Below are 24,508 nucleotides of genomic sequence, written 5' to 3'. Positions count from 1 at the left end.
CGCGAAAGCGGAGGACGACGGTGAGCTTGCTCGGCGCGCTGGGCCACCGGTCGTTTCGGTTCCTGTGGTTCTCCAGTCTGCTGATCCAGCTCGGCTACTGGTTCACCACCATCGCCTTCCAGTGGGAGGTCGGGCATCGCACGGACAACGACCCGCTCTGGCTCGGCGTCCTGTACTTCTGCACCTTCATGCCGTACCTGCTGTTCTCGCTGCCGGCCGGCGTGCTGGCCGACAGCCGGGATCGGCGCCGGATACTGCTGGCCTCCCAACTCGCCGCGGTGCTGCTGGCGGTGGTGTGCACGGTGCTGGCCGCCCTGGACGCCATGCCGACGCCGGCCGTCCTGGTGCTGGCCTTCCTCGGCGGCTGTGTCATCACCACCGTTTCCCCGACGAACCAGGCACTGACGGCGAACACGGTTCCGGCGGTGGATCTGGCGGGAGCCATCCCGCTGCAATCGGTGGCCCTCAACCTGGCCCGGATCGCCGGTCCAGCACTGGCCGGCCCGGTCCTGCTGGTTGCCGGGTCCACCGGAGCGTTCGCGGTCTTCTGCCTGCTGGCCATGTCGGTGTTGGCGCTGGCCTGGCAGATCCGCGTCCCGGCCCGGGTACTGCCGACCGGCGGGGAGAGCATCCGGCGGCGGGTGCTGGCCGGCATCTCGCATGCCCGCAGCCGACCGCCGGCGCTGGCCGCCCTGGCCCTGGTGGCGATGACCTCGGTGTTCGCCTGCGCCTTCCAATCACAACTGCCGCTGCTCGGAGCCAGGATCGACGGGGGTGACGACACCACCTTCTTGACCCTGGTGGTGATCGGCGGCCTCGGCTCACTGCTGGGGGTGGCGGCCGTGGCGCGATTGCACGGCCGGGTGACGCTCGCCAGATCCGCCTGGCAGCTCGTCGCACTCGGCCTGGCCGTCGGGTGCCTCGGGCTGATCCACAGCTTCACGCTGATGGCCGTGCTGATGGTGGTCGCCGGCGCATTGACCTTCTCGATCATGACCTCGGTCAACACGCTGCTGCAGCAGCTGGTGGACGACGCCCAGCGCGGCCGGGTGATGAGCCTGTATTTCGTCTGCTGGGGCGGGTTGCTGCCGTTCGGCGGCCTCGGTATCGGCCTGGTGATCCGGGTGATGGACGCGGCGGCCGCGTTCGCCGCCTTCGGCGGCATCGCCGCGGTGGCCGGCGCCGCGATCGCGATCCGCCGCACCCCGCCGAGGCTTGACGCCGCTCCGGCACCGTCCTAATCTCCAACCAAGCGCTTGCTTTGTAGGGTGCGATCCGAGGCGGGAGGCGTGGGGATGACGGAGCCGGACGTTCCCGGAGCCGGGGTGCCACAGGACTTCGGCGGCCGCACCGGGGTTGCGGTGGTGACCGGCGGCTCCGGTGGCATCGGGGCCGCGATCTGCCGCCACTTCGCCGCCCGCGGAGCCGCGGTCGCCCTCACCTATCGGTCGAATTCCGCCGCCGCCAGGTCGCTGGTCGAGGAGCTGACCGGGTCCGGCGCCGACGTGCGCGCCGATCCGCTCGACCTGACCGAACCCGCCGCGGTGGCCGAGTACCTGCACACTGTCGGGTCCGCCGGCATCCACACCGTGGTGCACGCGGCCGGACCACACATCCCGATGGTGCACCTGTCGAAGGTCACGCCGACGCAGTACGCAGATCACCTGAACCAGGAGGCCGCTGCCTTCTTCAACCTGGTGCAGGCCGCGCTGCCGACCCTGCGGGCCGGCGGTGGCAGCGTCGTCGCGGTGACCACCGCCGCCACCAGTCGCTACCCGGTGCGCGACGGACTGTCCGCAGGCACCAAGGGAGCGGTCGAGGCGCTGGTCCGCGCCTTCGCCGCCGAGGAGGGTCGGTTCGGCGTGCGGTTGAACTGTGTCGGTCCCGGGATGCTCACGGACGGCATGGCGGAGCGGCTGATGAGCTCGGGCGATCTGAACGATCGGGCGCAGGCCGTGGCGATGGCGAACATCCCGTTGCGTCGCTTCGGATCCGCCGACGACATCGCCGCCGCAGTGACCTTCCTGGCATCCGATCAGGCGGGCTTCATCACCGGACAGAAGCTCGATGTCGATGGCGGCTATGGAATCTGACGGCCACGACACCGATCGCGACGGACTGCGCACCTTGCTGGCCGAACGCGACATCGAGCGGGCACTGCTGCGCTACTGCCGCGGGGTCGACCGGATGGACGCCGGCCTGGTACGCAGCGCGTTCCACCCGGACGCGCGGGTCTGCATGGGCGAGTTCACCGGCAGTGTTGACGAACTGGTCGCGGTGATCTGGAAGCTGGTCGGCCGGCGCACGATGACCATGCACTACCTGACCAACACCCTGGTGGAGTTCGACCCGGCCGATCCCGCGCGGGCAAGGTCCGAGTCGTACGGGTTCGCGCTGCAGCCCAGCACCGCCGAGCCACCGAAGGGCAACCTGATCAACGGCTTTCGCTATCTGGACACGTTCACCCTGACCCGCGGGCAGTGGCGGATCGCCGAGCGGGTCACGGTCAGTGAATGGTTGCGGGTCGACGACCCGGCCGGGCAGTGGCCGCTGCCGGCGGGTGCGACAACGGGCAGCCGTGACGGCACCGACCTGGCCGTGCAACCCTGGGGGCCGTCAACCCGGTAGGCCAGCCGGAAGAAGAGCCGGCGGGCCGGCCGGAAGACCCAGAAGGACAGTCGGCACGACCGCAGCGACAACCGGCGTACCGCCGGAGCACCGAGAGTACGGACCACCACCGGATCGAAGGAGAACCAGATGAGCACACCGGCCGTCCCCGCAGTCCACTTCGGATTCACCCCGGGCGACGTCGTCCTCGTGACCGGCGCCGGCAGCGGCATCGGCCGGGCCACCGCGATCCGGGCGGCCGAACTCGGCCTCTCCGTTGCCGCCTGGGATCTCAACGGCGACACCGCGGCCGAGACCGCGCAGACCATTACCGCGGCCGGCGGCACGGCGATCGGGCTGGCCTGCGACGTGGGTGACGCCGACCAGATCGCCGCGGCGTTCGCCGAGACGAAGAAGGTGGGCACGATCCGGCACCTGGCCAACGTGGCCGGACCGCCGTCCGCCATCGATCTCGAGTTCGAGCAGGCCCTGGTGCTGTGCGTGGGCAGCATGCGCCGGATGGTCGACGTGTGGCTGTCCGACGGCGCCCCGGACGGCGCCTCGCTGGTGAACATCGCATCGGTGGCCGGGAACGTGATCGGCACGAACTCCGATTGGTACTGCGCCTCGAAGGCCGGGATCGCCGGCTACACCCGGCATCTGGCCGCCTATCGCAGCGATGAGGTGCGCAGCAACACGGTCGCACCGGGGATGACGGACACCCCCCGACTCGCCGGGTTCGCCGAGAGCGAGGTCGGACAGCGCGTGCTGCAACGGATTCCACTCGGCCGGATGGGTAGCCCGGACGACATCGCCTGGACCGTGCTGTTCCTGCTGTCGCCGCTGGCCGGCTACGTCAACGGGGCGTTCCTGCCGGTCGACGGCGGCTGGACCGTCACTCAGTGAGCGGGCGGCGGGCTCCCCGATGACCAACGAGCGCACGCCGGAGCGCGACCGGTTCGACATCGGCCAGGCCGTGCTGCGTTACTGCCGCGGGGTCGACCGGCTCGACTTCGACCTGGTCCGGTCGGCTTATCATCCCGACGGCATCGATCACCACACGGGCTTCGACGGCAGCATCGACGAGTACATCCAGTGGGTATCCGGCGCTCTGCAGCGACTTTCCGGAACGATGCACATCGTGGCGAACCAGCTGATCGAGCTGTCCGGGGATGCGGCGGTCAGCGAGACCTACGGCCAGGCGGTGCACTGGGGGGAACCGGTCGACAACCCGCGACGCAACTTCACCAGCGGTTTCCGCTACGTGGACCATTTCACCCTGGTGGACGGCCGCTGGGCGATCGCCGAACGATGGGCAGTCCGGGAGTGGACCCGGTCGGACGCCGGCCGGTTCATCGCCAAGGAGGGCACCGGCCCGGCCGGCCGGCGCGACACCGACGACCCGCTGTACCGGCTGCGCGCCCGGGTGCTCAGCTGACCGCGCGGATCAACATCGGCCGCGCGGATCAACATCGCCTGATTCATGACAGGTGGGACAGAACGAGCCAAACGCAGCCTCGCAGGCCATGTTGATCCTCGCCGGAAGGGTTCAGCCGCCGAGCATCCGGCGGGAGGCTTCGGCGTTGGCTGTCACCAGCTCCGCCCGGTCGAGTCCGCTACGCCGGGCGGCCAGCCTCTCGTTCCCGGCCACTACGCGAACCGGTCCGTCCGGCAACTGTGCCAGGCCCTGGGCAGCCACCGCCAGCGGGTCGGCGGCGCCGTCCAGACGCAGCCCCGCGCGATGCATCGCGGGCGTGTCCGTCAGCCCGAGGACGAGGTGCAGGACGTCGACATCGAACGGGCGAAGCTCCAGCCACAAGCCCTCGGCGAAGATCCGGGCGAAGGCCTTGGCCGCGGCATAGATGCCGATCCCGGCGTGCCCGAGATAGCCGGCAAGTGAACCGACCAGCAGGATCCCGCCGCTCCCCCGGTCCTTCATCCGCTTACCGAAGTGCCGGCACAGCTCCAGCGGCGCCGTGATGCTCAGGTCGATCACCCGCTGCACGCCGGCCGGGTCGGATTCGACGAACTCGCCGCGGTAGCTGTTGGCACCGGCGTTCACCACCACGAGGCCGACGTCGAGATCCGCGGCGGCGTCGGCGATCCGGTCCGCCGCGCCCGGCTCCAGCAGATCCACCGCCATGGTGCGCACCCGAACGCCGCGAGACCGGGCAGACTCCGCGATCGCGGCCAATGGCGCGGGCTTGCGGGCAATGAGCAACAGGTTCAGGCCGGCGTCCGCCAGCAGCTCGGCGAACCTGGCCCCGACGCCCTCGGAGCCACCGACGATCACCGCCCACGGCCCATACCTGGCGATGTCGAAGGCTTGCGGGTCGAACGATTGCGCTTCGAACGGCGCGCCGTCAGTGTCGGTGCTGCTGTCTGTCATCGCTCTCCTGGTCATGATGACGCGGCACCGGCACCGGCCAACAGCGGGACGATGATGTCGCTGACCGGCGTGGGAATGCCGTGTGCGGCACCGATCCGGCTGATCACGGCGTTGCGGGCGTCCCACTCCATGGCCCGACCGGCCAGCCGGTCGTACAGGATCGAGGTGCCGGTGCCCGCCGATTGGGCGGACAGCCGGTCGATCACCTCGTCGACGAAACTGTCGGCGAGCCGCGCACCGGCGGCTCGGCCGACCCGGACACCTTCCGCCGCTATCCGGCGGGCCACCTCGCGCAGACCGGGATCACTGAAGGCGTCGGCCCGTCGCAGCGTGAGCGGTTCGATCGCTACCGCTGCGTTGTAGACCAGCTTGGCCCAGGCTGCCGTGGTGAAGTCTTCGATCTCGGTGATGCCAACCGCAGCGCCGTGGAAGGCGGTGGCGATCACCGCCGGCGAACCGTCCGGAATCTCGATCCGGTTCTCGCCGGGGCGAACGGTGATCCGCCCGGGTCCGGTCGGTTCGGCCGTGCACCAGACGATGCCGGGAACCACATCGTCGGCCGGCACGATCCCGGACAGCCGCTCGCGGTGCTCCACCCCGTTCTGCAGCACCAGGACAGGAACGCCCGGCCGGTGCAGGGCGGCCAGATACCCTGCGCTGCCGGCCGTCTGATGCGCCTTGACCGCCAGCACCACCAGGTCGGCGTCAGCCGCGACCTCAGTGACCGGCCCGAGCTGAACGGCCGCGGCGAGCTGCTGGGAACGGTCCGGCCAGTCCACCACCGGCGGCGGGGACGGCCGTCGGCCGAACACGGCGACCGTCGCTGCCCGGCCGGCCTCGAGGGCCGCGGCCACGGTCAGCCCGATCGCGCCGGGTCCGATCACCGCGATCCGGATCATCGGTCGTCCTGCCCGAACCAGTCCCAGTGCCAGGGCTCGATCGTGCGCAGCGGACCGGTGAGCATCGGTCGGGCGACGTCGACCAGGTCGGCCGGTGCGGCGGGGACCGCTCCGTCCCGCTCGGCGGACGCCAGGTCGGCGGCAAAGGCGACCGGGTCGGCCTCCAGGTAGAGCAGGGTGATCCGCACCCCGTCGACCGGCACGGCGCCGCCGTCCGGGCCGGCCGTCCCGACCGACACGCTGCGGAACGTCCAGCCGCCGGCCACGCCGGGCAGTTCCAGGATCTTCGGCAACCGGACCGTCTCCTCGAAGGCGAGTCGCTCGTCCACCGCCGTCGGGGTGGACTCGTCGATCCGGCTGACCGTGACGTGGACCCCGCGGTGCGGACGGAACGGCAGCGCCGCCAGGCTGATCCGGGCGGCGGGGTTCACCCAACCGGTGAGCGGCCGGAACATCCCCATCATCGTCCGGGTCGTCCACCCCAGTTCCGGGCGGCGACCCTGCTGCAATGCGGTGTCCCCCAGCTCTTTCCACTGACCGATGCTCTCCCGCACCGGTTCGGCGAACCAGTACATGGCCAGGTACTGGGCGCCGGCCAGCAGTGGGTCAGGGCTGCTGCCGGCGGCGGCGCAGTCTGGCGAGCGGACCCAGCGGTCGCCGTGCAGCACCCCGGGCAGGGCAAGGTTCTCCGGCCGATGGTCGAGTTGGTGCCACGTGTTGTAGTCCCGGTGCCTGGCCGGGTCATCGACCCGAGGGAAGGAGAAGAACACCCGACTGGTGGTGGCCGGGGTGGTCTGCATCATGGTGCGCCGTGGCCGATCGAGCGGGCGAACCGGTGGATCGAATCGACCACATGGCCGACCTCGTCGTCGTCCATTCCGTGGCTCATGCCCAGCGACATCCCCCTGGCGAACACCGCGTCCGCCACCGGCAACCCGGTGGGCGGAATCCGGTGCTGTACCGAGTTCATCATCGGATGACGGGTGACGTTGCCGCTCCACACGGTCCTGGTGTCGATACCGGCGGCTTCGATCGACTCCTGCAGATCGCTGCGGGTGAAGCCGGCGTTCTCGGCGATCGTCACCGGATAGCACAGCCAGGCCGTCGTGAGATCCTGGAGTTGGCGGGGCAACGAGAACAGTTCCGGATAGCTGCCGAACGCCGAGGAGTAGGCATCGAAAGTCGCTGCCCGCCGCCGGTAGTTCTCCTGCAGCCGATCCAGCTGTACCAGCCCGAAGGCTGCGCCGAGCTCGGATGGCTCGAAGTTCCAGGACAGCACGTCGAAGATGAAGTCGTTGTCGTAGGGGACGCCGTCCAGCTCCTCGCGGAACACCCGGCCGCCCGGTTTGCTGCCGTACAGGTGCGGCTCGGACCGCCGGCCCCAGCGCCGCAGCATCAACCCCTTGTCGCGCAAGGCCTCGTCGTCGGTGAGCACCATGCCGCCGTTACCGGCACAGGTGATGATGTGGGCCATCGCGAAGCTGGTCACCGACAGGTCGGCTCGCGACCCGGTCGGCGTGCCGCGCAGGGTGGCGCCGAGCGCGTCACAGTTGTCCTCGATCACCGCCAGGCCGTGCCGGTCGGCGATCGCCCGGATCTCGTCCCAGTCCGGGGCATTGCCGGCCAGGTTCGGGATCAGCACCGCCTTGGTGCGGTCGGTGATCATCTCCGGAATCCTGCTGACGTCGATGTTGTAGGTGTCCGGTTCGACGTCGACGAACACCGGCACCAGACCGGCCCGCGCCAGCGGCGCGACGTCGGTGGAGAAGGTCAGTGGCGAGGTGATCACCTCGCTGCCGGCGGGCAGGTCGAGCAGTTCGACCGCCAGGTACAGCGCCGACGATCCCGAGTTGCACATCAGGCCGAGACGCTTGCCGGACAGCTCGGCGATCCGCCGTTCCATCTCGGCGACGTTCTTGCCGATCCGCAGCCCTTGGTTTCCGCTGCTGAGAACGTCGACCACGGCATCGATCTCGGCCTGGTCGTGCACGCTGCGCGCGTAGGTGATGCGGCGGTAGGGTGGCGGTTCTTCCGCCATCGGCAGGGTATCGGTGTTCGGTGTAGCCGTCATTGCTGTCCTTTCACAATGTGGTGCCGCGGTTCCGGAGCCATCAGCCGACGAACACCGCAAGGCCGGTCATCGGTCGATTCCCAGCACCAGCCCGCTGGTCGGCACCGGCGACCCGCCGGTGACCAGCACGTGCTCGACGGCGTGCTGTGGCTGGTTCGTCGAGGTGCCCCGAACCAGCCGCACGCCCTCGGCAATCCCGTTGACACCGTGCAGGTATCCCTCGCCGAGCTGCCCGCCGTGGGTGTTCAGCGGGAGCGCTCCGGTGACCTCGCAGATGCCGTCGGCCAGGAAGTCCTTGGCCTCGCCGCGACCGCAGAAACCGTACTCCTCCAGTTGCATCAGCACCAGCGGGGTGAAGGCGTCGTAGACCACGGCGGCGTTCATGTCGGCCGGACCGAGGCCGCTCTGGCGCCACAGCTGGTCGGCGCACAGCCGCACCTCCGGCAGCGCATCGATGTCCGGCCGGGAGAAGCTGCTCATCGAGATCTGTTGCGGCCCAATGCCCTGTGCGGCCGCCCGAATCACCGCCGGCGGGTGCTTGAGGTCCCGCGCGCGTTCGGTGCTGACGATCACCAGGGCCTGGCCGCCGTCGGTCTCCTGGCAGCAGTCCAGCAGCCGCAGCGGGTCGGCGATCAGCCGTGACCGCTGGTGGTCCTCCAGCGTGATCGGTTTGCCGTGGAACCAGGCCTTCGGGTTGTTCGCCGCGTGCGCCCTCGACAGCACCGACACCCGGCCGAAATCGGCACTGGTGGCGCCGGACAGGTGCATGTAGCGGCGGGCCAGGATCGCCTCCTGCTGGGCCGGGGTGAGCAAGCCGTACGGGTTGATCCAGTTCCGATATTCCTGGTCGGTGGACGGCCGATAGGCGAACGGTGGTGGCCCGGCCCCGAACCTGGTGCCGGACCGTTCGTTGAACGCGCGGTAGACCACCACCACGTTCGCCGCGCCGGTGGCTATCGCCATCGCCGCCTGCTGTACCGGTGCGCACGCGCCGCCGCCGCCGTGAGGTACCCGGCTGAAGAACGACAGTTGCGGGATGCCCAGCGCCCTGGCAACCGCGATCTCCGGGTTGTTCTCCATGGTGAACAGCGACACGCCGTCCACCTCTCGCGGCTCGATCCCGGCGTCGTCCAGTGCGGCCAGCACGCTTTCGCAGGCCAGCCGCCACTCGCTCCGCCCGGAATTCTTGGAGAACTCGGTGGCACCGATACCGGCGATGGCCGCCGCTGCGGACAATGGTGCGGTCGTCACGATCGGTGCCCTTCGACCGGCTGGAGCTGCGGCAGGATCTCGCCGTTCCCGTGTCGCACCAACGTGATCCGCAGTGGCATGCCGATCACCAGTCGGTCGTGCGACAGACCGGCGATGTCGGCAAGGATCCGTATGCCTTCGGGAAGGTCGGCGAGCCCGATCGCCAGCGGATACTCGAATGCCGGATCCGGCGGGTGGTGCACCACCGTGTAGCTGTGCAGGGTGGCGTCACCGCCGGCGTCGACGGCGTCCCAGTCGAAGCTGTGACAGGCGGCGCAGGCAGGTGCCGGTGGGTGCCGCAGTTCCGCACAGTTCGTACACCGCTGGATCACCAGCCGACCCTCGCGGGCGGCGTCGAACCAGAACTGGTTGTCCTGAGTGACCACCAGCCGCGGCACCGTCGATGTCCGCTCCGGCGGCTTGTTCGTCATCGTCGACCCCTTCGACCGCAGAACGTTTCGGGCACCATTGCTATTATCAAGCAAGCGCTTGGTTCGGACCGTAACCCGGTGGCGCCGGGCGGTCAAGGCCCAGGGCGGTCGAAGACGGACCAACGGAGGTCGGAAGTGACGCACGAGCAGGAGTTCTTCGAGCGGCTGCAGGCCGTGGTCGGCCGACCCGGCCCGGCCAGGGTGGCCAAGGACCCGATCACGGAGCCGGCCATCCGGATCTGGTGCGAGGCCGTCGACGACTGGAACCCTGCCTACCAGGATCCGCAGTGGGCACAGGCATCACGCTGGGGCGGGATCATCGCTCCCGCAACGACGTTGAACATGTGGACGCTGCCGGGCAATCGGCGGATGCACGAGGCCGGTGAGCCGCTCGACCAGATCAACGAGGTGCTGTTCTCCGGCGGGTTCACCTCGGTGGCGGCGGTCAACAACGACCAGGACTACCTGCGACCGCTGCGGCCCGGCGACCGGCTGCGCCAGACCCAGCACATCGGCATGGTGACCCCGGAGAAGCAGACCGCGCTCGGGGTCGGCCACTTCCTGGATCTGGTGAGCGACTACCACACGCTGGAGGGTGAGCCGGTGGGCCGGGTCACGCTGCGCATGCTGCGGTGGAATCCCGATACCTCGCCCGCCGTGCCGCCGACGAACGCAACGCCCGACGACCTGCCCGAGGCCCTGACGGGCCCGACGAGGCCGCCACGACGTGTCGACGTCCTGCCATCCGAGGCGGTGACGAAAGGCGAACATCTTGCGCCATGGGCGATCCCGGTCACCCAGTCGTCGATCGCCGCCCTGGCCACCGCGACCTACGACTTCAACGACGTGCACCTGGACCGGGATGCGGCGATCCGCCGCGGCGCCAAGGACGTCTACATGAACATCCTCGGCTCCAGCGGGCTGGTCAACTGCTTCGTGACGGACTGGGCCGGCCCGGAGGCAGAGGTCCGGTCGCTGCGACTGCGGCTGCGCAAGCAGAACCATCCGGGCGACACCCTGCTGCTCTCCGGTGAGGTCACCGAGGTCGATGACGCGACGGTCACGGTGCAGGTGGTGGGCCGGAACTCCTTGGGCGATCATCTGATCGCCGATGTACAGCTCCAGCTTCCCTGGTGAGCGAGCGGACGATGCAGGCCAGCTTCGTCAGCGAGTCGGCGACCGCGGAGAGCCTGCAGTACGGACCGGTCGCCGTCCCGCAACCGGGCGCCGGGGAGGTGCTGATCCGGGTCAGGGCGGCCAGCCTCGACCGGGTCGACAGTTACCTCCGGCGGGGCACGCACGGCATGGCGGTGCGGACGCCGACAGTGCTCGGTCGGGACATGGCGGGCACCGTCGTCGCTCTGGGCCCCGGCGTCACCGGGATCACCGAGGGCGACGAGGTGGTCGCACTCGGCCGCGGCACGCACGCCGAGTTCGCCGTTGCCCCCGCGCTGCACACTCTTCCCCGCCCGGCGGACTGGACCGACGCTCAGGCTGCCGCGCTGCCGACGGCCGGGCGGACCGCCTATGACGCGGTGGCGAACCTGGCCAGGGTGCGGCCCGGCGAAACGGTGCTGGTGATCGCGGCCGGTGGAGCCGTCGGCACGTTCGCGGTGCAGTACGCCCGGGCCCTTGGCGCACGAGTGCTGGCGACCGCCGGCAGCGCAGACAAGCGCGATGCTGCAGTACGTCTGGGGGCTGAGACGGCATTCGACCACTACGCCGACGACCTGGTCGAGCGGCTCACCGAGCAGACTGCCGGCGCCGGCGTCGAGGTGGTGATCGAGTCGGCAGGCGGGGAGTTGTGGACCGCGCTGCAGTCGGTGCTGGCCCGCGGCGGCCGGATGGTGACCTGCGGTGTGACAGCCGGGGCCAGGGCGAACATTCATCTCGGAAAGTTGATGGTCAACGGCTGGCGGATTCACGGGATCGGCCGGCCCGGACCTGCCGAGGTAGCGGCGCACCTGCGGGACTCGCTGGCCCTGAGTCGCAGCATCGCCCGCCGACCGGTGGTCGACCGGGTGTACGCGTTGTCCGACGCCTCGGCCGCCCACGACCAGCTGGAGTCTTCACAGTTCTTCGGCCGGATCGTGCTGGCTCCAGCGGCACAGTGACCGGCATGTGCGGATCCGGCCGGTCAGTCGGGGTAGAGCGCGGCGACGGCGACCCGGATCGTGTTCAACAGCTCCTCGTCGCTCTCCCGACCGTTCGCCCAGAACAACAACTCGCCGAACCAGACCCGGTTCAGGATCTTCATCACCAGCAGATCGTGCTCGGTCGGCAGGTGGTCGGCACCGATCGCCCACTGCAGCGTCTGCCGGGTGGTGGACGCGATCCGCTCCGCGTTGCCGCCCGCGTCACCACTGATCGTCACCCACGCCCGCAGGATCGCCGCGGAAAGACTCGGGGTGCGCAGCAGCGATCGGGTGGATCGCTCCAGCACCTCGGTGACCCGTTCGGCCGCCGTGGTCCCGCGTGGCCGACTCTGCCGCATCCGGCCGTGCAGCCGGTCCATCGCGCCGGCCATCACGCCGAGCAGCAGGTGGTCCTTGGACGGAAAGTGCCGGTAAACGGTGGCCAGCGCGGCATCTGCCCGCTCCGCCACCTCGCGCATGCTCACCGCGTCGTAGCCGCCCTCGGTCGCCAACTCGATCGCCACGGCGAGCATTCGGTCGCGGCGTGAGCGCTGGGCAACCGACAGCCCCCGGGCTGATCCGGTGATCCCGCGTTCGGCCATCGTTGCCCTTCCTGTCCGTTGCGTCCGCGACGCATCATGCCAGCTCGAATCGGTCAGCGTGGCAACCCGAGGATCCGCTCACCCGCCAGGGTGAGCAGGATCTGTTCGCTGCCACCGGCGATCGACAGTTGGCGGCTGTTCAGGAACATCCGGCTGACGTCGCCCTCCAGCATCGCCGACGGTCCCGTGCGGGTGAGCAGGAACTCCGCGGCAGCCTGCCGGTTCCGCACCCCGACCAATTTCTGCACGCTGGACTCGGCGCCCGGACCGGCGCCGGCGATGCTGGCCAGCACCGCCCGGTGGGCCAGCAAGGCCACCGACATCGCCTGGGCCACCAGCTCGCCGACGCTCGCCAGGTCGGCCGGGTCGAAGGAATCCTGCGGCAGCGACAGCAGCAGGTCCAGTTCCTTGCCGAGGGTGGCGCCGCCGCTCATCTGCACCCGTTCGTTGGCCAATGTCGTGCGGGCCAGCCGCCAGCCATCGCCGGGCCGGCCGATCACTGCGTCGTCGGGGACGAAGACATCGTCGAAGAACACCTCGTTGAACAACGAGTTCCCGGTGATCTCCCGCAGCGGCCGCACCGTGATCCCCGGCGTTGCCATGTCCACCACGAAGAAGGTGATGCCGTGATGTTTCGGCGCCTCCCGATCGGTGCGAGCCAGGCAGATACCCCGATCCGCCTGCGCCGCCAGCGAGTTCCACACCTTCTGCCCGGTGAGCCGCCAGCCACAGTCCGCCCGGACCGCCCGCATCTGCAGCGAGGCCAGATCGGATCCCGCTCCCGGCTCGGAGAACAGCTGGCACCAGGCCAGCTCGCCGCGCAGCGTCGGTCCGACGAAGCGCTCGATCTGCTCAGGCGTGCCGGCCTGCAGGATCGGCGGGACGGCCCACCACCCGATCACCAGGTCGGGACGCGACAGGGCGGCGCGTTCACACTCCTGGTCGATGAGGATCTGCTCGGCCGGATCTGCCGCCCGGCCATGCGGTTTCGGCCAGTGCGGTGCGATCAGGCCGGCGGCCACCAGCGCCGTCCGGCGGTCCGGCCCGGACAGGGCCGCGATCTGCTCGATCTCGGCACGGAGCTGCGGCCGCAGCGCTTCGAACCCGCCGAGGTCGACGGTCAGCTGCCGGCGTACTCCCCGGCCGGCGATAGCTGCCGTCCGGTTCCGCCAGCGGCCGCTGCCGCCGATCAGCGAACGCAGCGTCACCGCAGACCTCAGGTACAGGTGAGCGTCATGTTCCCAGGTGAAGCCGATCCCGCCGTGCACCTGGATGCAGTCCTTGGCGTTGTCCACTGCCGCGTCGAAGACCAGGGCCGCCGCCGCCGCTGCCGCCAGCGTCGCCTGTTCCAGGCTGCCCCCCGCACCGTCGCCGACAGCCGAGTCCCCCACGGCGTTCGCCGCGTCCCAGGCCAACGCCCTTGACTGTTCGGCGCGGCAGAGCATGTGTGCGCACAGGTGTTTGACGGCCTGGAAGGAGCCGATCGGTCGGCCGAACTGCTCGCGCACTCTGGCGTAGCCGGCCGCGGCGTCGACGGTCCAACCGGCGATGCCGGCGGCCTGTGCGGCGGCGAGCGTCAGGGTCAGCAGCTCGACCAGACCGGTCGTCACACCGGTCAGCAGCTGCGCCGCAGTCACCGCGACGTCCCGCAGCCTGACGGTGGCCGGTGGGGTTCCGTGGTCGATGCCGGGCAGCGGTTCGAACTCGACGCCGTCGGCGTCCGGACCGAGCACCCACCAGTCCTCGCCGGCCGGCACGATCAGACCGACACCTCCACCGGCCCCGGGGATCTGCTCGATCTGGCCGTTGATCCGCAGGCCGTCGATTCCGGAATCGACGGTCAGCCCGGGAGTCTGCGGCGGTGCGACGGCGAACGGCACGGCACCGGAGATCAGCTGCTCGAGCAGGCTGTCGTGCCCGGTCGCGCGCTGCAGTAGCAGGGCCGCCACTGTGGTCCCCAGGATCGGCCCCGGCACCCCGCGACCGGACGATGCCTCCAGCATGACGGCCAGGTCGAGGACCGTTCCGCCCGCACCGCCGTGCTTTTCCTGGACGGCGACGGCGAACAACCCGAGGTCAGCCAGCTCGTTCCAGTGTCGGCGCCAGCCACCCGGTTCCTCGGACCTGACTGTCCGGACCGGCAGCGCCCGGTCGGCCCAGGCCGCGATGGATTCCTGGATCGCCCGCTGCTCCTCGGTGGTGGCGATGCTCATCTGCTGCCTCCGGTCGCGTCGTCGGCCATCGCCTCGCCGGCCGTTGCCGGTGCGGCGAGCCGGTAGCGCAGTTCGTTGCCGTCCCGGATGTACAGCGGGTCGTCGGTGTCGATACCGTCGGCGCGCAACGGCCGTTTGACCACCTTGTTGGTGGGGGTCCGCGGCAGGGCGGCCACCACCCGGAGGTAGCGCGGCGCCCACTTCGTGCCCAGATCCGTTTGGGCAGACAGAAAATCGCCGAAGCCGTCGGCGTCCAGGGTCGCTCCCGGTACCAGCTCGACGGCGGCCATCACCTGGTCGCCGACCACTGGGTCGGGGATCGCATAGACGGCCACCAGTGACACCACCGGGTGCCGCAGCAGCAGCCGTTCGATCGGGGCGGCGGCAAAGTTCTCGCCGTCCACCCGGAGCCAGTCGTCGGTGCGACCGGCGAAGAACCAGTAGCCATCGAGGTCCCGGTAGGCGAGGTCTCCGGACCAGAACCAGCCATTGCGGATGCGCTGGGCGTCCGCCTGCGGATTGCGGTAGTAGCCCTCGAACTGCCGGGCGTTGATGAGGTTGACGATCTCTCCGGTCGCCTCTTCTGCGTTGAGGATGCGCCCGTCGGTGTCGAACCGGGCGGCCGGACACTCGATCAGGGTCTGCGGGTTCATCACCACGGTGCCTTCGTCGGCGACGCCGAGAGAGCCGGGCGGCGCGTCCGGCACCCGGTTGATCCGCATGCCGCCCTCGCTGGTCCCGTACGAATCCAGTACCTGGCAACCGAACCGACGGGCGAACTCGGCGATGTCGTGATCGGTCGCCTCGTTGCCGAAGGCGATCCGCAGCGGGTTGTCGGCGTCGTCGGGCAGCTCCGGAGTGCTCAGGATGTAGTGCAGCGGCTTGCCGACGTAGTTGAAGAAGGTAACCCCGTTGGCCCGCACATCGGGCAGGAACCCGGACGCCGAGAACTTCCGCCGGAGCACCAGGCAGCCACCTGTCAGCACAGCCGGGGCGATTCCGGCCATCAGCGCGTTCGAGTGGAACAGTGGCATCGCCAGGTAGAAGACGTCCGAGGCGGTCAGCCCGCGTCGATCCCGTTGACCCGCGGCGATTTCGGCCATTCTGCGCTGACTGCAGATCACCGCCTTCGGTCCGCCGGTGGTCCCGGAGGTGAACACCAAGGTGAGGATGGTCGCGGGATCCACCCGATCGGCGCCCGCGGCGATCGCGTCAGGCGTCTGCGCGGGCCGCCCGTCCGCGCTGACGGTCGGACGTTGCCGGTCAACCCGGATGATCCGCTCCGGGGGGCAATCGAGTTCGAGTCCGTCGAGCAGCTCGGCCCCGGCGGCGTCGGTGACCAACAGCTGGCAGTCGGTGAAGTTGATGTCCCTGGCCAGCTCCGAGCCACGTCGGGTGGGGTTGATGCCGACCACCGTCGCACCACTGACCGCCGATCCCAGTATCCAGAACAGGTTTTCGGGGGTGTTGTCCAACAGCACGCCGATGTGCCAGGGCCCGGCCCGACGCAGCGAGGTCGCGAGGTCGGCCCGGCGGGCGGCCTCCTCGATGACCTCGCGCCAGGTCCAGGCCCGGCCTTCGAACCGCAGGCCGGGGCGGTCGTCCGCGGCCCGCGCGGCCACCATGCCGGCAAAGGTCTCCGGATCAGCCATCGGCCATCAGCTCCATTGCCGCGAAGCCGCGGGCCGGATCGCGGTCGGCGAAGTATCCGGAGAGCTGATCGGCGACGTCGTCGTCCGACCACGCAGGGTTCGTGCTGGCGAATGTCCGCTCGACGGTCGGCGCGGCCATCAGTTGCACGGTGCCGCCGTAGACGACGAAGACCTGGCCGGTGACGTTATCGGCCCGCGGGCCGGCGAGGTAGACCACCAGCGGGGTCACCTGATCCACCGTCATCGGGTCCGGGCCGTCGACCGGCGCCGGAGCGAACACCGATTCCGTCATTGCGGTCCGGGCGCGCGGACAGATCGCGTTGGCGCGCACCCCGTACCGCGCGCAGCCGCGGGCAGTGGACAGGGTCAGCGCGGCGATGCCCGCCTTCGCGGAGGCGTAGTTCGCCTGTCCCGGTGAGCCGGTCAGGAACGCCTCCGACGCGGTGTTGACGATCGCCGCAGACACCGGCTGCCCGGTCCCTCTCGACCGTTCGCGCCAGAAGGCGGTGGCCAGCCGGGTGGTGACGAAGTGGCCCTTCAGATGCACCCGCAGCACCGCGTCCCACTCCTGCTCGGACATGTTGAACACCATCCGGTCCCGCACGATCCCGGCGTTGTTGACCAGGATGTCCAGCCCACCGAAGGTCTCGACGGCGGTGGTCAGCAACGCCTGGCCGGTGGCCCACTCGGACACATCGCCACGACAGGCGACCGCCCGGCCGCCGGCCGCGCCGATCTCCTCGGCCACCTCGTCGGCGGTGCTGCCGGTGTCGTTGACCACCACCGCGGCCCCGGCGGCCGCCAGGGCAAGCGCCTCGGCCCGGCCGAGTCCACCCCCGGCACCGGTCACCACGGCCACCGAACCGTTCAGGGCACTCGCGCCGCCCGATGCTGTACTCACATCACACTCCAGATTCGATACCCGTTCTTGTTTCAAACGAGAACATGTCCTAAATTCGAGAGAACGTCAAGACCTTCCGACACTGGCGTCAGGGAGCAACCTCATGAATCAACCCGTCATCGTGGACATCGCCCGCACGCCGTTCGGCCGTCGCGGCGGGCGCCTCGGCGAACTCCATCCCACCGAACTGCTCGGCATCGCCCAACGCGGGATTCTGGAGCGAAACGGCGTCGACCCGCAGCTGATCGGGCAGGTGATCGGCGGCTGCGTGACGCAGGCCGGAGAGCAGTCCAGCAACGTCACCCGAACGGCCTGGCTGCATCAGGGGCTACCGCAGCAGATCGGCGCCACCACGGTGGACTGCCAGTGCGGCTCGGCCCAGCAGGCGTTCAATCTGGTGGCGGCGCTGATCGGCGCCGGCGCGATCAGGGCGGGCGTTGCCTGTGGCGTCGAGGCGATGACCCGGATCCCGCTGATGTCCAACTTCCCCGGCCCGACGGGCCGGCCACGCCCGGAGAGCTGGAGTGTCGACCTACCGAACCAGTTCGTCGCCGCGGACCGGATCGCGGCCAATCGCGGCATCACCCGGCAGGAGTTGGACGCCTGGGGTCTGCGATCGCACGAGCGGGCGACCCAAGCCTGGGACGAGGGGCGGCTGGATCCTCAGATCATTCCGGTGAAGATCCCGGCGACCGAGGCAGCTGCGGCCGAGATCATGAGCCGGGACAACGGCATGCGGGAATCGTCACCGGAGTCGATGGCCGCGCTGAAGCCCATGCTGGACGACGGTCTGCACACCGCCGGGACCGCCTCGCAGGTCACCGATGGTGCGTCCGCCGCGCTGCTGATGGACGCTGACCTTGCGGCCGAGTTGGACCTGAAGCCGCGGGCCAGAATCGTGGCCCAGGCACTGGTCGGCGGCGACCCCTACTACCACCTCGACGGGCCGATCTTCGCCGCCGAGACCGTGCTGGCCAAGGCCGGGATGTCGATCTCCGACATCGACCTGTTCGAGGTGAACGAGGCGTTCGCCGCGGTGCCGATGTCGTTCCAGCGCACCACCGGCGCCGACGAGGACCGGGTGAACGTGAACGGCGGCGCGATCGCTGTCGGCCACCCGGTGGGGGCCTCAGGGATCAGGCTGTTGGGCACCGCGCTGTACGAGCTGGAGCGCCGGGATGCCAGTACCGCCTTCGTCAGCATGTGCGCCGGCGGTGCGCTGGCGAGCGCGGCCGTGATCGAGCGCATCTGAGCCGGCTCGGCTTCGGCAGGCCGCCGATCAGGGTAGGTAGCCGGTGTGCCGCACCGGCTCTGCCTGTCCCTGCAGCCGGTCGGCGGCCAGCCGCAGGCCGTCCAGGATCGCGGTACGCAGCTGACGCGGGTCGATGACGTCGTCGTAGGTGGCCGAGCCGGCCAGCGGCCACGGGCCGGCAGCCTCCCTGTCCAGCAACGCCTTCCGGGTCTGCTGGTCGGCCTTGGAGGTGGCGCCGCCGACCGCCGCCGGGATGCCGCCGAGGGTGGAGCCCGGAAAGGCGAGATTCAGCGTCTGCCGGTCGTAGGGGTTCATGCCCATCACCGATGAACCGAAGCCGAAGGCCTTGCGCACTGTCACATGGATCTTCGGCACCGTCAGCCGCCGCTGGGCAGCGAACATCCGCGCCCCGGCCCGCAGGATTCCGGCGCGCTCCGATGCACTGCCCGCCAACACTCCGGGATTGTCGGCCAGGAACAGCACCGGCAGGTGGAAGGCGCCGGCGATCTGGATGAACCTCGCCGCCTTGTTCGCCGCCGCCACATCGATGGCGCCGGCGAGTTCTCGCGGCTGGTTCGCCACGACGGCGACCGAGCGCCCGCCGATACTCACCAGTGCGGTGATGATCGATCGACCATGAGCGGGCTGCACCACCAGGACCGAATCGGCGTCGGCCAACAGGCCGAGCACCGGCAGCATGTCGTAGCCGCGGCGGTGGTCCGCCGGTATCAGGTCGAGGATCGACGTCAGCTCGCGCGGCCCGATATCACCCCGGTCGACGAAAGGGGCGTGCTGCCAAGCATTCGAGCCGAAGTACGACAGGTACCGGCGCACCAGGGCCGCGGCGTCCGCGTCGGTCGCGGCGACGTTGTGCGCCACCGGAGCGACCCGGGTGTGCACCAGCGAGCCGCCGAGCTCGGCCTTGGTCACCTGCTCGCCGGTGGCCGCCTGTACCAACGGCGGACCGGCGCTGAACAGGGCACCCTCCGGTTCCACCATCACCGCGAAGTCCGACAAGGGGGCGGCCAGCGCGCCGTGCCCGGCCGACGGGCCGACCACCACCGCCACGGTCGGCACCAGTCCGGCGAGATCCGCAATCGCCTGCAGGTCGCCGGGTGCCGGGCGTTGCGGGACAAGGTGATTCGTCGGCCGATGGCCGGCGCCCTCCAGCAGCATCACCAGGGGGACCCGCTCGTGTAGCGCGAGGGTGGCGATCCTGGTCCGCTTGCTGGCCGCCGCCACGCCGATCGAGCCGCCGGCGACGGTGAAGTCCTCGGAACCGACCAGCACCGGCCGGCCGTCGATGGTGCCGTGCCCGGCGACGAAGGCATCGGCCGGTGTGGCGGGATCACCGGCAAGCCGGCCGATCTCGGTGAAAGTGCCGGCATCCAGCAACATGTCGATCCGAAGCCGCGGATCGGGCCGGCCGGCCGCGGTGTAGCGGGCGAGTTTGTCCGGCCCGCCCATCGCCGCCGCGGCCGCCCGCCGCCGCTCCAGGTCTGCCAGCAGCGGCTGCCAGTCCGACGGGATCCCGGTCATCTCGCCGCGCTCACCGGTGCGCCGGGCCGACATCGGCGCCGTCCTCGGGCTGCTGCTCGGTCAGCCGCCGCTTCATCACCTTGCCGGTAGCGGTACGGGGCAGCCCGCTGGTGCGGATCTGCCACTTGGTCGGCACCTTGAATTTCGCCAGGCGCTGCTCGAGATATCCGGTGAGTGCGTCGATATCGAGCTCGTCGGGTCCGGCGGCGACGACCACGGCCAGCACGGCCTCGCCCCATTCGGGGTCGGGCACACCGAAGACCGCCGATTCGGCAATGTCCGGATGAGCATCAAGGCACAGTTCGATCTCGGCCGGATAGACGTTCTCGCCGCCCCGCAGGATCAGGTCGGAGCGCCGGGCGCTCAGCGTCAGCCGGCCGTTCGTCAGCCGGCCGATGTCGCCGGTCCGCAACCAACGGCCCGGCCCGATGACGGCGGCCGTCGCCGCCGGGTTGCGCCAGTAACCCGGCATCACCACCGGGCCACGCAGATGGATCTCGCCCTGCTCGCCGTCGGGCAGTACCAGCCCATCTGCAGCACGGATCTGCAACTGCACCGTTGGCACCGGCCGGCCGGCCGTGTCCGGGTCATCCCGCAGGTCGTCATCGGAGGCCCCGGTCGCCATCGCCGTGCTCTCGGTGAGCCCGTAGCCGAAGCCGAGGGCCGCATTCGGGAACACCTCGCGCAACCGCTGCTGCAGGGCGGCTCCGGTCGGCGCCGCCCCGCCGGCGATCTTCGTGACCGACCGCAGGTCGCGATCGGGCACGGACGGGTGCCGAAGCACCCGCCAGGCAATGGTCGGCACGATCGAGAACCGGGTGCAGTGCTCGCGCTCGATCGTCGCCAGCACCCGCTCGGCATCGAACCGGCCGGTGACGAAGACCATGGTGTCGCCGCCGATGGTGGCCGCCACCACGGATCCGTAGAGCCCGGACACGTGGAAGAACGGAAAGGTGGTGCAGGCGATGTCCTGCGGCAACCCGCCGAGCGCCGCCCGCCGGCGTTCGGTCGCCAGGGTCTGCAACTGAACCATCGCAATCACACCGCGATGGCTGTGCACCGCTCCCTTCGGCCGACCGGTGGTGCCGCTGGTGTACAGGATGACCGCCGGATCGTCCTCGTCGATCGACTGCGTCGGCAGCATCGTGATCGGTTGCGCGGCAACGAGTTCGGCGGTCCCTGTGACAATATCGACCACCCGGAACGGCCGCTCGGCGTCCGGGACGCCGCCCAGCCGGCGGCGGCCGCGGTCGTCGACGAGCAACAGCGCAGGCTCACTGTCGGACAGCGCATACTCGATCTCCGGCGCTGCCCACCAGCCGTTCAGCCCGACCACCACACCACCCAGCGAAAGGGTGGCCCAGAACGACAGCAGCCACTCGACCCGGTTCTCGGCCAGAATCGCCACCCGGTCGCCGACACCGATGCCGTGCCGTTCCCGCAGCCCGGCGGCGAGTGCCGCCACCCGGTCGGCGTGTTCGGCGTAGCTCAGCCGTACGTCGTCGAAGACCAGGTACTCGGTGTCGCGGAACCGCCGGGACGACTCGAGCAGTTCCCGCAGCGACCGTGGTCGGTGGACGAACACCTCCATCTGCTCGCCGAGCACCGGTTCGATGCCGATCTCGAACGGGTCGATCGGCGATGGGGCCGGTGCCGGGTCGCTGGTCATCGATCCGCTGCCTCGTTGGCGCCCGCACCGGCGCGGATCGACAGAACGGCGAACGGGATTGCCCGGCCGAAGGTGTCCGCCCGTTGCTGGTAGTGCGGCACATTCGGCTTGTTCTGGCAGACGAAGTCGTACAGTTCGGCGCGCTCCCGCTCGTCGGCGATGTGCCCGATCGCCGGTAGCTGCCGGCGTCCGATGTGCACCCAGCAGCGACCGTCCCGGCGCAGGTTTCGTACCCACTGCGGATCGGTCGGACCGCCGCCCTTTGACCCGACCAGGATCAGCGTGCCGTCCCGCTCCAGATAGGGCAGCGCCGCCTGCCGAAGTGCACCGCTGCGTGCGCCGATGGTGGTCAGCAGCAAGGTGGGACTGTAGCGGTGTCGGCCCGCCAAGGCGTATTGCAGCGACACCAGGGAGAACCCGGCCCGGCGCACGAGCCAGCGATCGAACGCCATCGCCCGTGGCCCGCGCAGCACGATCAGCCACGGTCGGCCGTAGGAGGCGAAACGCACCGTCTCGACCGGGATGCGCGGGGCAGCCGACCCGTGCGGCCCCCGGTCAGCGGGCATCGTCGGCCCGCCGCGGCAGGGTCTGCAGCAGCGGCGTCAGCTCGGCCGCGATGTCGGTCACCTGCTCGATGTCGATGACGGCATCGAGCAGCTGTTGCTGCGCCGACGCGGACACGATGCCCTCGCAGAAGGTCGCGAACTTGGTCCGCAGGAACTCCACCGTCGGCCGGGTGCTGTCGTCCCAGGGGTCGCCCAGGCAGAAGTCCGTCTCGATCTGATGATCCCGCCCGGCCGCTCTGATGGTCAGCGAACCGCGGGTGCGGCGGATCTGGCCACCAGGGTGCTCGGCCAGGTCGCGCTTCCATTCCTCATGCAGTACCGGGTCTTCCGCCGTTGTCACCCGGCTGGCGATCGCCCAGGTCGCCGGGTCGACCAGCCGTTGCTCGTCGTACCAGCCGGGGCCGGGCGGGATGCCCTGCAACATCATCGCCAGCGCGTACGGAATGTTGAATGCGCCGTTCAGCGGGGCCAACGGTCCGGGTTCGATGGACGTCGCCGGGTGCCGGAACATGCCGTGCCGGTAGGCGGCCGGGCTCATCCGGATCTCGATCGAGTCGATCTCGTCCAGCGCCACTCCGGTCTCGGCCGGAAAGTTCCGGACCGCGTCCATCGCTGCATGGGTGAACCGGCAGGTGGGATAAGGCTTGAGCGAAGTGTCCAGGATCCACCACTTTTCGCCCAGCCCGGCGGTCAACTCACTGCGATCGGTGCCGAGGTAGCCCTGCGCCCTGATGAAGCCCGGCTCGCGATCGAGGACGTCCAGATCGCCGACATAGCCCTCCTGCGCCATCGCGGCGGCCGTCATCCCCGCCTGACCGATGGCACCGTACGGCCCGTACTTGAACGAGTTGTACCGACTGCGTTCGGCGGTGAAGGTGTTCCGCGCGGTCGGCGCCAACCAGCCGGCCAGCGCGTACGCGTTGGTCAACGTCGACGCGTCGAACCCACCCATCACGGCGGCAGCGGCCGCGGTACCGAAGGCCGCGTACCCGTGCGAGGACAACTGTGAGTACTGGAACTGCTCGCCGTCGAACAACATCAACGAGGTCGACAGGTTCAACCGGGCGTTCACCTCGAAGGCGAGAATGCTCGCGCGCAGCAGGTCGGATCCGGTGCCGCGCAGCCGCTCCCCCTCGGCCAGCGCAGCCGCCACCCCGAACACCGCGAAGTGGGCGGAGTTGAAGAACGTGTCGTCGGCGTCCAGTGCATTCATCATCTCGGCGTTGGCGTGCACGGCGTTGATCGAGGCGACCCGCTCCGGTAGGCCGAACACAGTGGCTTCGGCCGGTCCGCCGAACCGGCGGGCCATCCGCTGCACGGTGCCGCTCCGCGGCAGGTGCGCGGCGGCCAACCCGCAGATCAGCGAGTCGAGCAACACCAGCTTGCCGTAGTCGACCACCTCGGTCGGCAGGTCGGCGTCCGTGGTGCCGACGACGTATTCGGCGAGCCGTCCGGCCGTGGAGTTCAACGTCTCGGTCATCAGGCACGCTCTCCGATACTGGTGATCCGATTGCCCATGGCATCCCGGGGCAACGGCACCGGGATCGCGCTCAGCAGTCGCTGGGTGTACTCCTGCTGCGGCGCGGCGAAGATCTGCTCGACCGTGCCTTCCTCGACCACCTCACCGGCGGCCATCACCAACACCCGGTCAGCAATCACCTCGACCAGGGCCAGGTCGTGACAAACGAAAAGGTAGGCCAGGCCGAGGTCCTCCTGTAGTTCGCGGAGCAGGTTCAGGACCTGCGCGCGGACCGAGACATCCAGCGCAGCAACGGGTTCGTCACAAACGATCATGGCGGGATTGAGCGCCAGCGCCCGCGCGATGGCGACCCGCTGCAGCTGCCCGCCGGACAATTCCGCCGGGTACCGCCCCAGGTAGCGCGAGCCCAGACCCACCCGCTCGAGCAACGCCGCCGACTGCCGCTCCCGTTCGGTGCGGGACCGGTCGGTGTGCACCAGCAGCGGTTCGGCGACGGCGTCGCCGATCGTCATCCTCGGGTCGAGCGAGCTGTGCGGGTCCTGGAAGATCATCTGCATCCGCTGACGCAAGGCGCGCAGCTCCTGGGCCCTGGCTGCACGTACGTCGACCCCGTCGAAGGTGATCGAGCCGGAATCCGGCTCGATCAGGCGCAGCGCGATCCGGCCGACCGTCGACTTGCCGGCGCCCGACTCCCCAACCACCGCAAGGCATTCGCCGGCGTCCAGGGTGAAGCTGACACCCTTGACAGCATGGGTCCAGCCGATCCGTCGACCCAGGAAATCCCGCTTGGTCGAGAACGACTTGGTGACGTCTTTGACCTCCAGCAAACTCACTGGTTCGCCTCCTGACAT

General features: G+C 69.8%; 23 protein-coding genes. 8 read left to right on the top strand and 15 right to left on the bottom strand.

Features of this window, described 5'->3' with window-relative positions; translation table 11 throughout:
* Positions 1–20: 20 nt before the first annotated feature.
* From K340_RS0108645 to K340_RS0108625, 5 genes are all read left to right on the top strand, one after another.
* Positions 21–1,241 (top strand): MFS transporter, encoded by a 1,221-nt coding sequence (locus K340_RS0108645; RefSeq protein ID WP_029136428.1) that lies wholly within the window; start codon positions 21–23, stop codon positions 1,239–1,241.
* A gap of 54 nt (positions 1,242–1,295) precedes the next feature.
* Positions 1,296–2,093: an SDR family NAD(P)-dependent oxidoreductase gene (locus tag K340_RS0108640; RefSeq protein WP_084614192.1), complete on the top strand. Its 798-nt coding sequence runs from the start codon at positions 1,296–1,298 to the stop codon at positions 2,091–2,093.
* A complete protein-coding gene (locus K340_RS0108635; protein WP_051265510.1) occupies positions 2,083–2,628 on the top strand; it encodes a nuclear transport factor 2 family protein in 546 nt (181 codons plus the stop codon). Before K340_RS0108640 ends, K340_RS0108635 begins: the two co-directional genes overlap by 11 nt.
* A 129-nt stretch (positions 2,629–2,757) precedes the next feature.
* The gene (locus tag K340_RS28495) at positions 2,758–3,513 is read left to right on the top strand and encodes an SDR family NAD(P)-dependent oxidoreductase (protein WP_051265508.1); all 756 of its coding nucleotides are present in this window, start codon (positions 2,758–2,760) and stop codon (positions 3,511–3,513) included.
* 19 nt (positions 3,514–3,532) lie between these two features.
* The gene (locus K340_RS0108625; RefSeq protein ID WP_029136425.1) at positions 3,533–4,045 is read left to right on the top strand and encodes a nuclear transport factor 2 family protein; all 513 of its coding nucleotides are present in this window, start codon (positions 3,533–3,535) and stop codon (positions 4,043–4,045) included.
* 111 nt (positions 4,046–4,156) lie between these two features.
* On the opposite strand, the gene K340_RS0108620 is transcribed toward K340_RS0108625, so the two are convergent.
* The 6 genes from K340_RS0108620 to K340_RS0108595 all read right to left on the bottom strand — a co-directional run bounded on the left by K340_RS0108620 (position 4,157) and on the right by K340_RS0108595 (position 9,648).
* Positions 4,157–4,996 carry an SDR family NAD(P)-dependent oxidoreductase gene (locus tag K340_RS0108620; RefSeq protein WP_084614190.1) on the bottom strand — a complete coding sequence of 280 codons (840 nt, stop codon included), beginning with the start codon at positions 4,994–4,996 and terminating at the stop codon, positions 4,157–4,159.
* Positions 4,997–5,007: 11 nt separating this feature from the next.
* The gene (locus K340_RS0108615; RefSeq protein ID WP_029136423.1) at positions 5,008–5,895 is read right to left on the bottom strand and encodes a 2-dehydropantoate 2-reductase N-terminal domain-containing protein; all 888 of its coding nucleotides are present in this window, start codon (positions 5,893–5,895) and stop codon (positions 5,008–5,010) included.
* The gene (locus K340_RS0108610; protein ID WP_211229342.1) at positions 5,892–6,698 is read right to left on the bottom strand and encodes a hypothetical protein; all 807 of its coding nucleotides are present in this window, start codon (positions 6,696–6,698) and stop codon (positions 5,892–5,894) included. Before K340_RS0108610 ends, K340_RS0108615 begins: the two co-directional genes overlap by 4 nt.
* Positions 6,695–7,966 carry a DegT/DnrJ/EryC1/StrS family aminotransferase gene (locus K340_RS0108605; RefSeq protein ID WP_084614189.1) on the bottom strand — a complete coding sequence of 424 codons (1,272 nt, stop codon included), beginning with the start codon at positions 7,964–7,966 and terminating at the stop codon, positions 6,695–6,697. Before K340_RS0108605 ends, K340_RS0108610 begins: the two co-directional genes overlap by 4 nt.
* Before the next feature lie 66 nt (positions 7,967–8,032).
* The gene (locus K340_RS0108600) at positions 8,033–9,217 is read right to left on the bottom strand and encodes a lipid-transfer protein (protein WP_029136420.1); all 1,185 of its coding nucleotides are present in this window, start codon (positions 9,215–9,217) and stop codon (positions 8,033–8,035) included.
* Entirely contained in the window at positions 9,214–9,648 is a 435-nt protein-coding gene (locus K340_RS0108595; RefSeq protein ID WP_029136419.1) for a Zn-ribbon domain-containing OB-fold protein, read from the bottom strand. Before K340_RS0108595 ends, K340_RS0108600 begins: the two co-directional genes overlap by 4 nt.
* 135 nt (positions 9,649–9,783) lie before the next feature.
* Here K340_RS0108595 and K340_RS35775 point away from each other — a divergent pair, with 135 nt between their 5' ends.
* Positions 9,784–10,785 carry an FAS1-like dehydratase domain-containing protein gene (locus K340_RS35775; RefSeq protein ID WP_161632076.1) on the top strand — a complete coding sequence of 334 codons (1,002 nt, stop codon included), beginning with the start codon at positions 9,784–9,786 and terminating at the stop codon, positions 10,783–10,785.
* A complete protein-coding gene (locus K340_RS0108585) occupies positions 10,782–11,762 on the top strand; it encodes a quinone oxidoreductase family protein (protein ID WP_029136417.1) in 981 nt (326 codons plus the stop codon). The genes K340_RS35775 and K340_RS0108585 overlap by 4 nt, the downstream gene beginning before the upstream one ends.
* A gap of 23 nt (positions 11,763–11,785) precedes the next feature.
* Here K340_RS0108585 and K340_RS28485 read toward each other — a convergent pair whose 3' ends face one another.
* Genes K340_RS28485 through K340_RS0108565 form a run of 4 tightly spaced genes read right to left on the bottom strand, consistent with a single transcriptional unit; the run spans position 11,786 to position 17,151 of the window.
* A complete protein-coding gene (locus K340_RS28485; RefSeq protein ID WP_037363554.1) occupies positions 11,786–12,385 on the bottom strand; it encodes a TetR family transcriptional regulator in 600 nt (199 codons plus the stop codon).
* Positions 12,386–12,438: 53 nt separating this feature from the next.
* A complete protein-coding gene (locus K340_RS0108575) occupies positions 12,439–14,598 on the bottom strand; it encodes an acyl-CoA dehydrogenase (protein ID WP_029136416.1) in 2,160 nt (719 codons plus the stop codon).
* On the bottom strand, positions 14,595–16,250 hold the full coding sequence (locus K340_RS28480; RefSeq protein ID WP_051265507.1) for an AMP-binding protein: 1,656 nt from the start codon (positions 16,248–16,250) through the stop codon (positions 14,595–14,597). The genes K340_RS0108575 and K340_RS28480 overlap by 4 nt, the downstream gene beginning before the upstream one ends.
* Positions 16,243–17,151 (bottom strand): 3-oxoacyl-ACP reductase, encoded by a 909-nt coding sequence (locus K340_RS0108565; protein WP_037363551.1) that lies wholly within the window; start codon positions 17,149–17,151, stop codon positions 16,243–16,245. The genes K340_RS28480 and K340_RS0108565 overlap by 8 nt, the downstream gene beginning before the upstream one ends.
* A 103-nt stretch (positions 17,152–17,254) precedes the next feature.
* Here K340_RS0108565 and K340_RS0108560 point away from each other — a divergent pair, with 103 nt between their 5' ends.
* Positions 17,255–18,403, top strand: coding sequence for a steroid 3-ketoacyl-CoA thiolase (locus K340_RS0108560; protein WP_029136414.1), 1,149 nt, complete (start codon positions 17,255–17,257; stop codon positions 18,401–18,403).
* A gap of 27 nt (positions 18,404–18,430) precedes the next feature.
* Here the strand turns inward: K340_RS0108560 and K340_RS0108555 are convergent, their stop codons facing one another.
* Genes K340_RS0108555 through K340_RS28465 form a run of 5 tightly spaced genes read right to left on the bottom strand, consistent with a single transcriptional unit; the run spans position 18,431 to position 24,490 of the window.
* Entirely contained in the window at positions 18,431–19,975 is a 1,545-nt protein-coding gene (locus K340_RS0108555; RefSeq protein WP_211229341.1) for an acyl-CoA carboxylase subunit beta, read from the bottom strand.
* On the bottom strand, positions 19,953–21,611 hold the full coding sequence (locus K340_RS28475) for a class I adenylate-forming enzyme family protein (protein ID WP_051265506.1): 1,659 nt from the start codon (positions 21,609–21,611) through the stop codon (positions 19,953–19,955). The genes K340_RS0108555 and K340_RS28475 overlap by 23 nt, the downstream gene beginning before the upstream one ends.
* Complete coding sequence (locus K340_RS34045; protein WP_051265504.1) at positions 21,608–22,177, bottom strand: nitroreductase/quinone reductase family protein; 570 nt, start codon at positions 22,175–22,177, stop codon at positions 21,608–21,610. Before K340_RS34045 ends, K340_RS28475 begins: the two co-directional genes overlap by 4 nt.
* Positions 22,167–23,657, bottom strand: coding sequence for an MmgE/PrpD family protein (locus tag K340_RS0108540; RefSeq protein ID WP_029136412.1), 1,491 nt, complete (start codon positions 23,655–23,657; stop codon positions 22,167–22,169). Before K340_RS0108540 ends, K340_RS34045 begins: the two co-directional genes overlap by 11 nt.
* Positions 23,657–24,490, bottom strand: coding sequence for an ATP-binding cassette domain-containing protein (locus K340_RS28465; protein ID WP_051265502.1), 834 nt, complete (start codon positions 24,488–24,490; stop codon positions 23,657–23,659). The genes K340_RS0108540 and K340_RS28465 overlap by 1 nt, the downstream gene beginning before the upstream one ends.
* Positions 24,491–24,508 lie beyond the last annotated feature (18 nt).

Origin of the sequence: Nakamurella lactea DSM 19367 (assembly GCF_000426645.1) — a bacterium.
Lineage (GTDB): Bacteria > Actinomycetota > Actinomycetes > Mycobacteriales > Nakamurellaceae > Nakamurella > Nakamurella lactea.
This window is presented reverse-complemented; position numbering and strand designations above follow the sequence as displayed.

Bases quoted from the DNA above. Each gene is read 5' to 3' on its own strand.
- K340_RS0108640 (WP_084614192.1), top strand. From the start codon at position 1,296: ATGACGGAGCCGGACGTTCCCGGAGCCGGGGTGCCACAGGACTTCGGC.
- K340_RS0108635 (WP_051265510.1), top strand. From the start codon at position 2,083: ATGGAATCTGACGGCCACGACACCGATCGCGACGGACTGCGCACCTTG.
- K340_RS28495 (WP_051265508.1), top strand. From the start codon at position 2,758: ATGAGCACACCGGCCGTCCCCGCAGTCCACTTCGGATTCACCCCGGGC.
- K340_RS0108625 (WP_029136425.1), top strand. From the start codon at position 3,533: ATGACCAACGAGCGCACGCCGGAGCGCGACCGGTTCGACATCGGCCAG.
- K340_RS0108620 (WP_084614190.1), bottom strand. From the start codon at position 4,996: ATGACAGACAGCAGCACCGACACTGACGGCGCGCCGTTCGAAGCGCAA.
- K340_RS0108615 (WP_029136423.1), bottom strand. From the start codon at position 5,895: ATGATCCGGATCGCGGTGATCGGACCCGGCGCGATCGGGCTGACCGTG.
- K340_RS0108610 (WP_211229342.1), bottom strand. From the start codon at position 6,698: ATGATGCAGACCACCCCGGCCACCACCAGTCGGGTGTTCTTCTCCTTC.
- K340_RS0108605 (WP_084614189.1), bottom strand. From the start codon at position 7,966: ATGACGGCTACACCGAACACCGATACCCTGCCGATGGCGGAAGAACCG.
- K340_RS0108595 (WP_029136419.1), bottom strand. From the start codon at position 9,648: ATGACGAACAAGCCGCCGGAGCGGACATCGACGGTGCCGCGGCTGGTG.
- K340_RS28485 (WP_037363554.1), bottom strand. From the start codon at position 12,385: ATGGCCGAACGCGGGATCACCGGATCAGCCCGGGGGCTGTCGGTTGCC.
- K340_RS0108575 (WP_029136416.1), bottom strand. From the start codon at position 14,598: ATGAGCATCGCCACCACCGAGGAGCAGCGGGCGATCCAGGAATCCATC.
- K340_RS28480 (WP_051265507.1), bottom strand. From the start codon at position 16,250: ATGGCTGATCCGGAGACCTTTGCCGGCATGGTGGCCGCGCGGGCCGCG.
- K340_RS0108560 (WP_029136414.1), top strand. From the start codon at position 17,255: ATGAATCAACCCGTCATCGTGGACATCGCCCGCACGCCGTTCGGCCGT.
- K340_RS0108555 (WP_211229341.1), bottom strand. From the start codon at position 19,975: ATGTCGGCCCGGCGCACCGGTGAGCGCGGCGAGATGACCGGGATCCCG.
- K340_RS28475 (WP_051265506.1), bottom strand. From the start codon at position 21,611: ATGACCAGCGACCCGGCACCGGCCCCATCGCCGATCGACCCGTTCGAG.
- K340_RS34045 (WP_051265504.1), bottom strand. From the start codon at position 22,177: ATGCCCGCTGACCGGGGGCCGCACGGGTCGGCTGCCCCGCGCATCCCG.
- K340_RS0108540 (WP_029136412.1), bottom strand. From the start codon at position 23,657: ATGACCGAGACGTTGAACTCCACGGCCGGACGGCTCGCCGAATACGTC.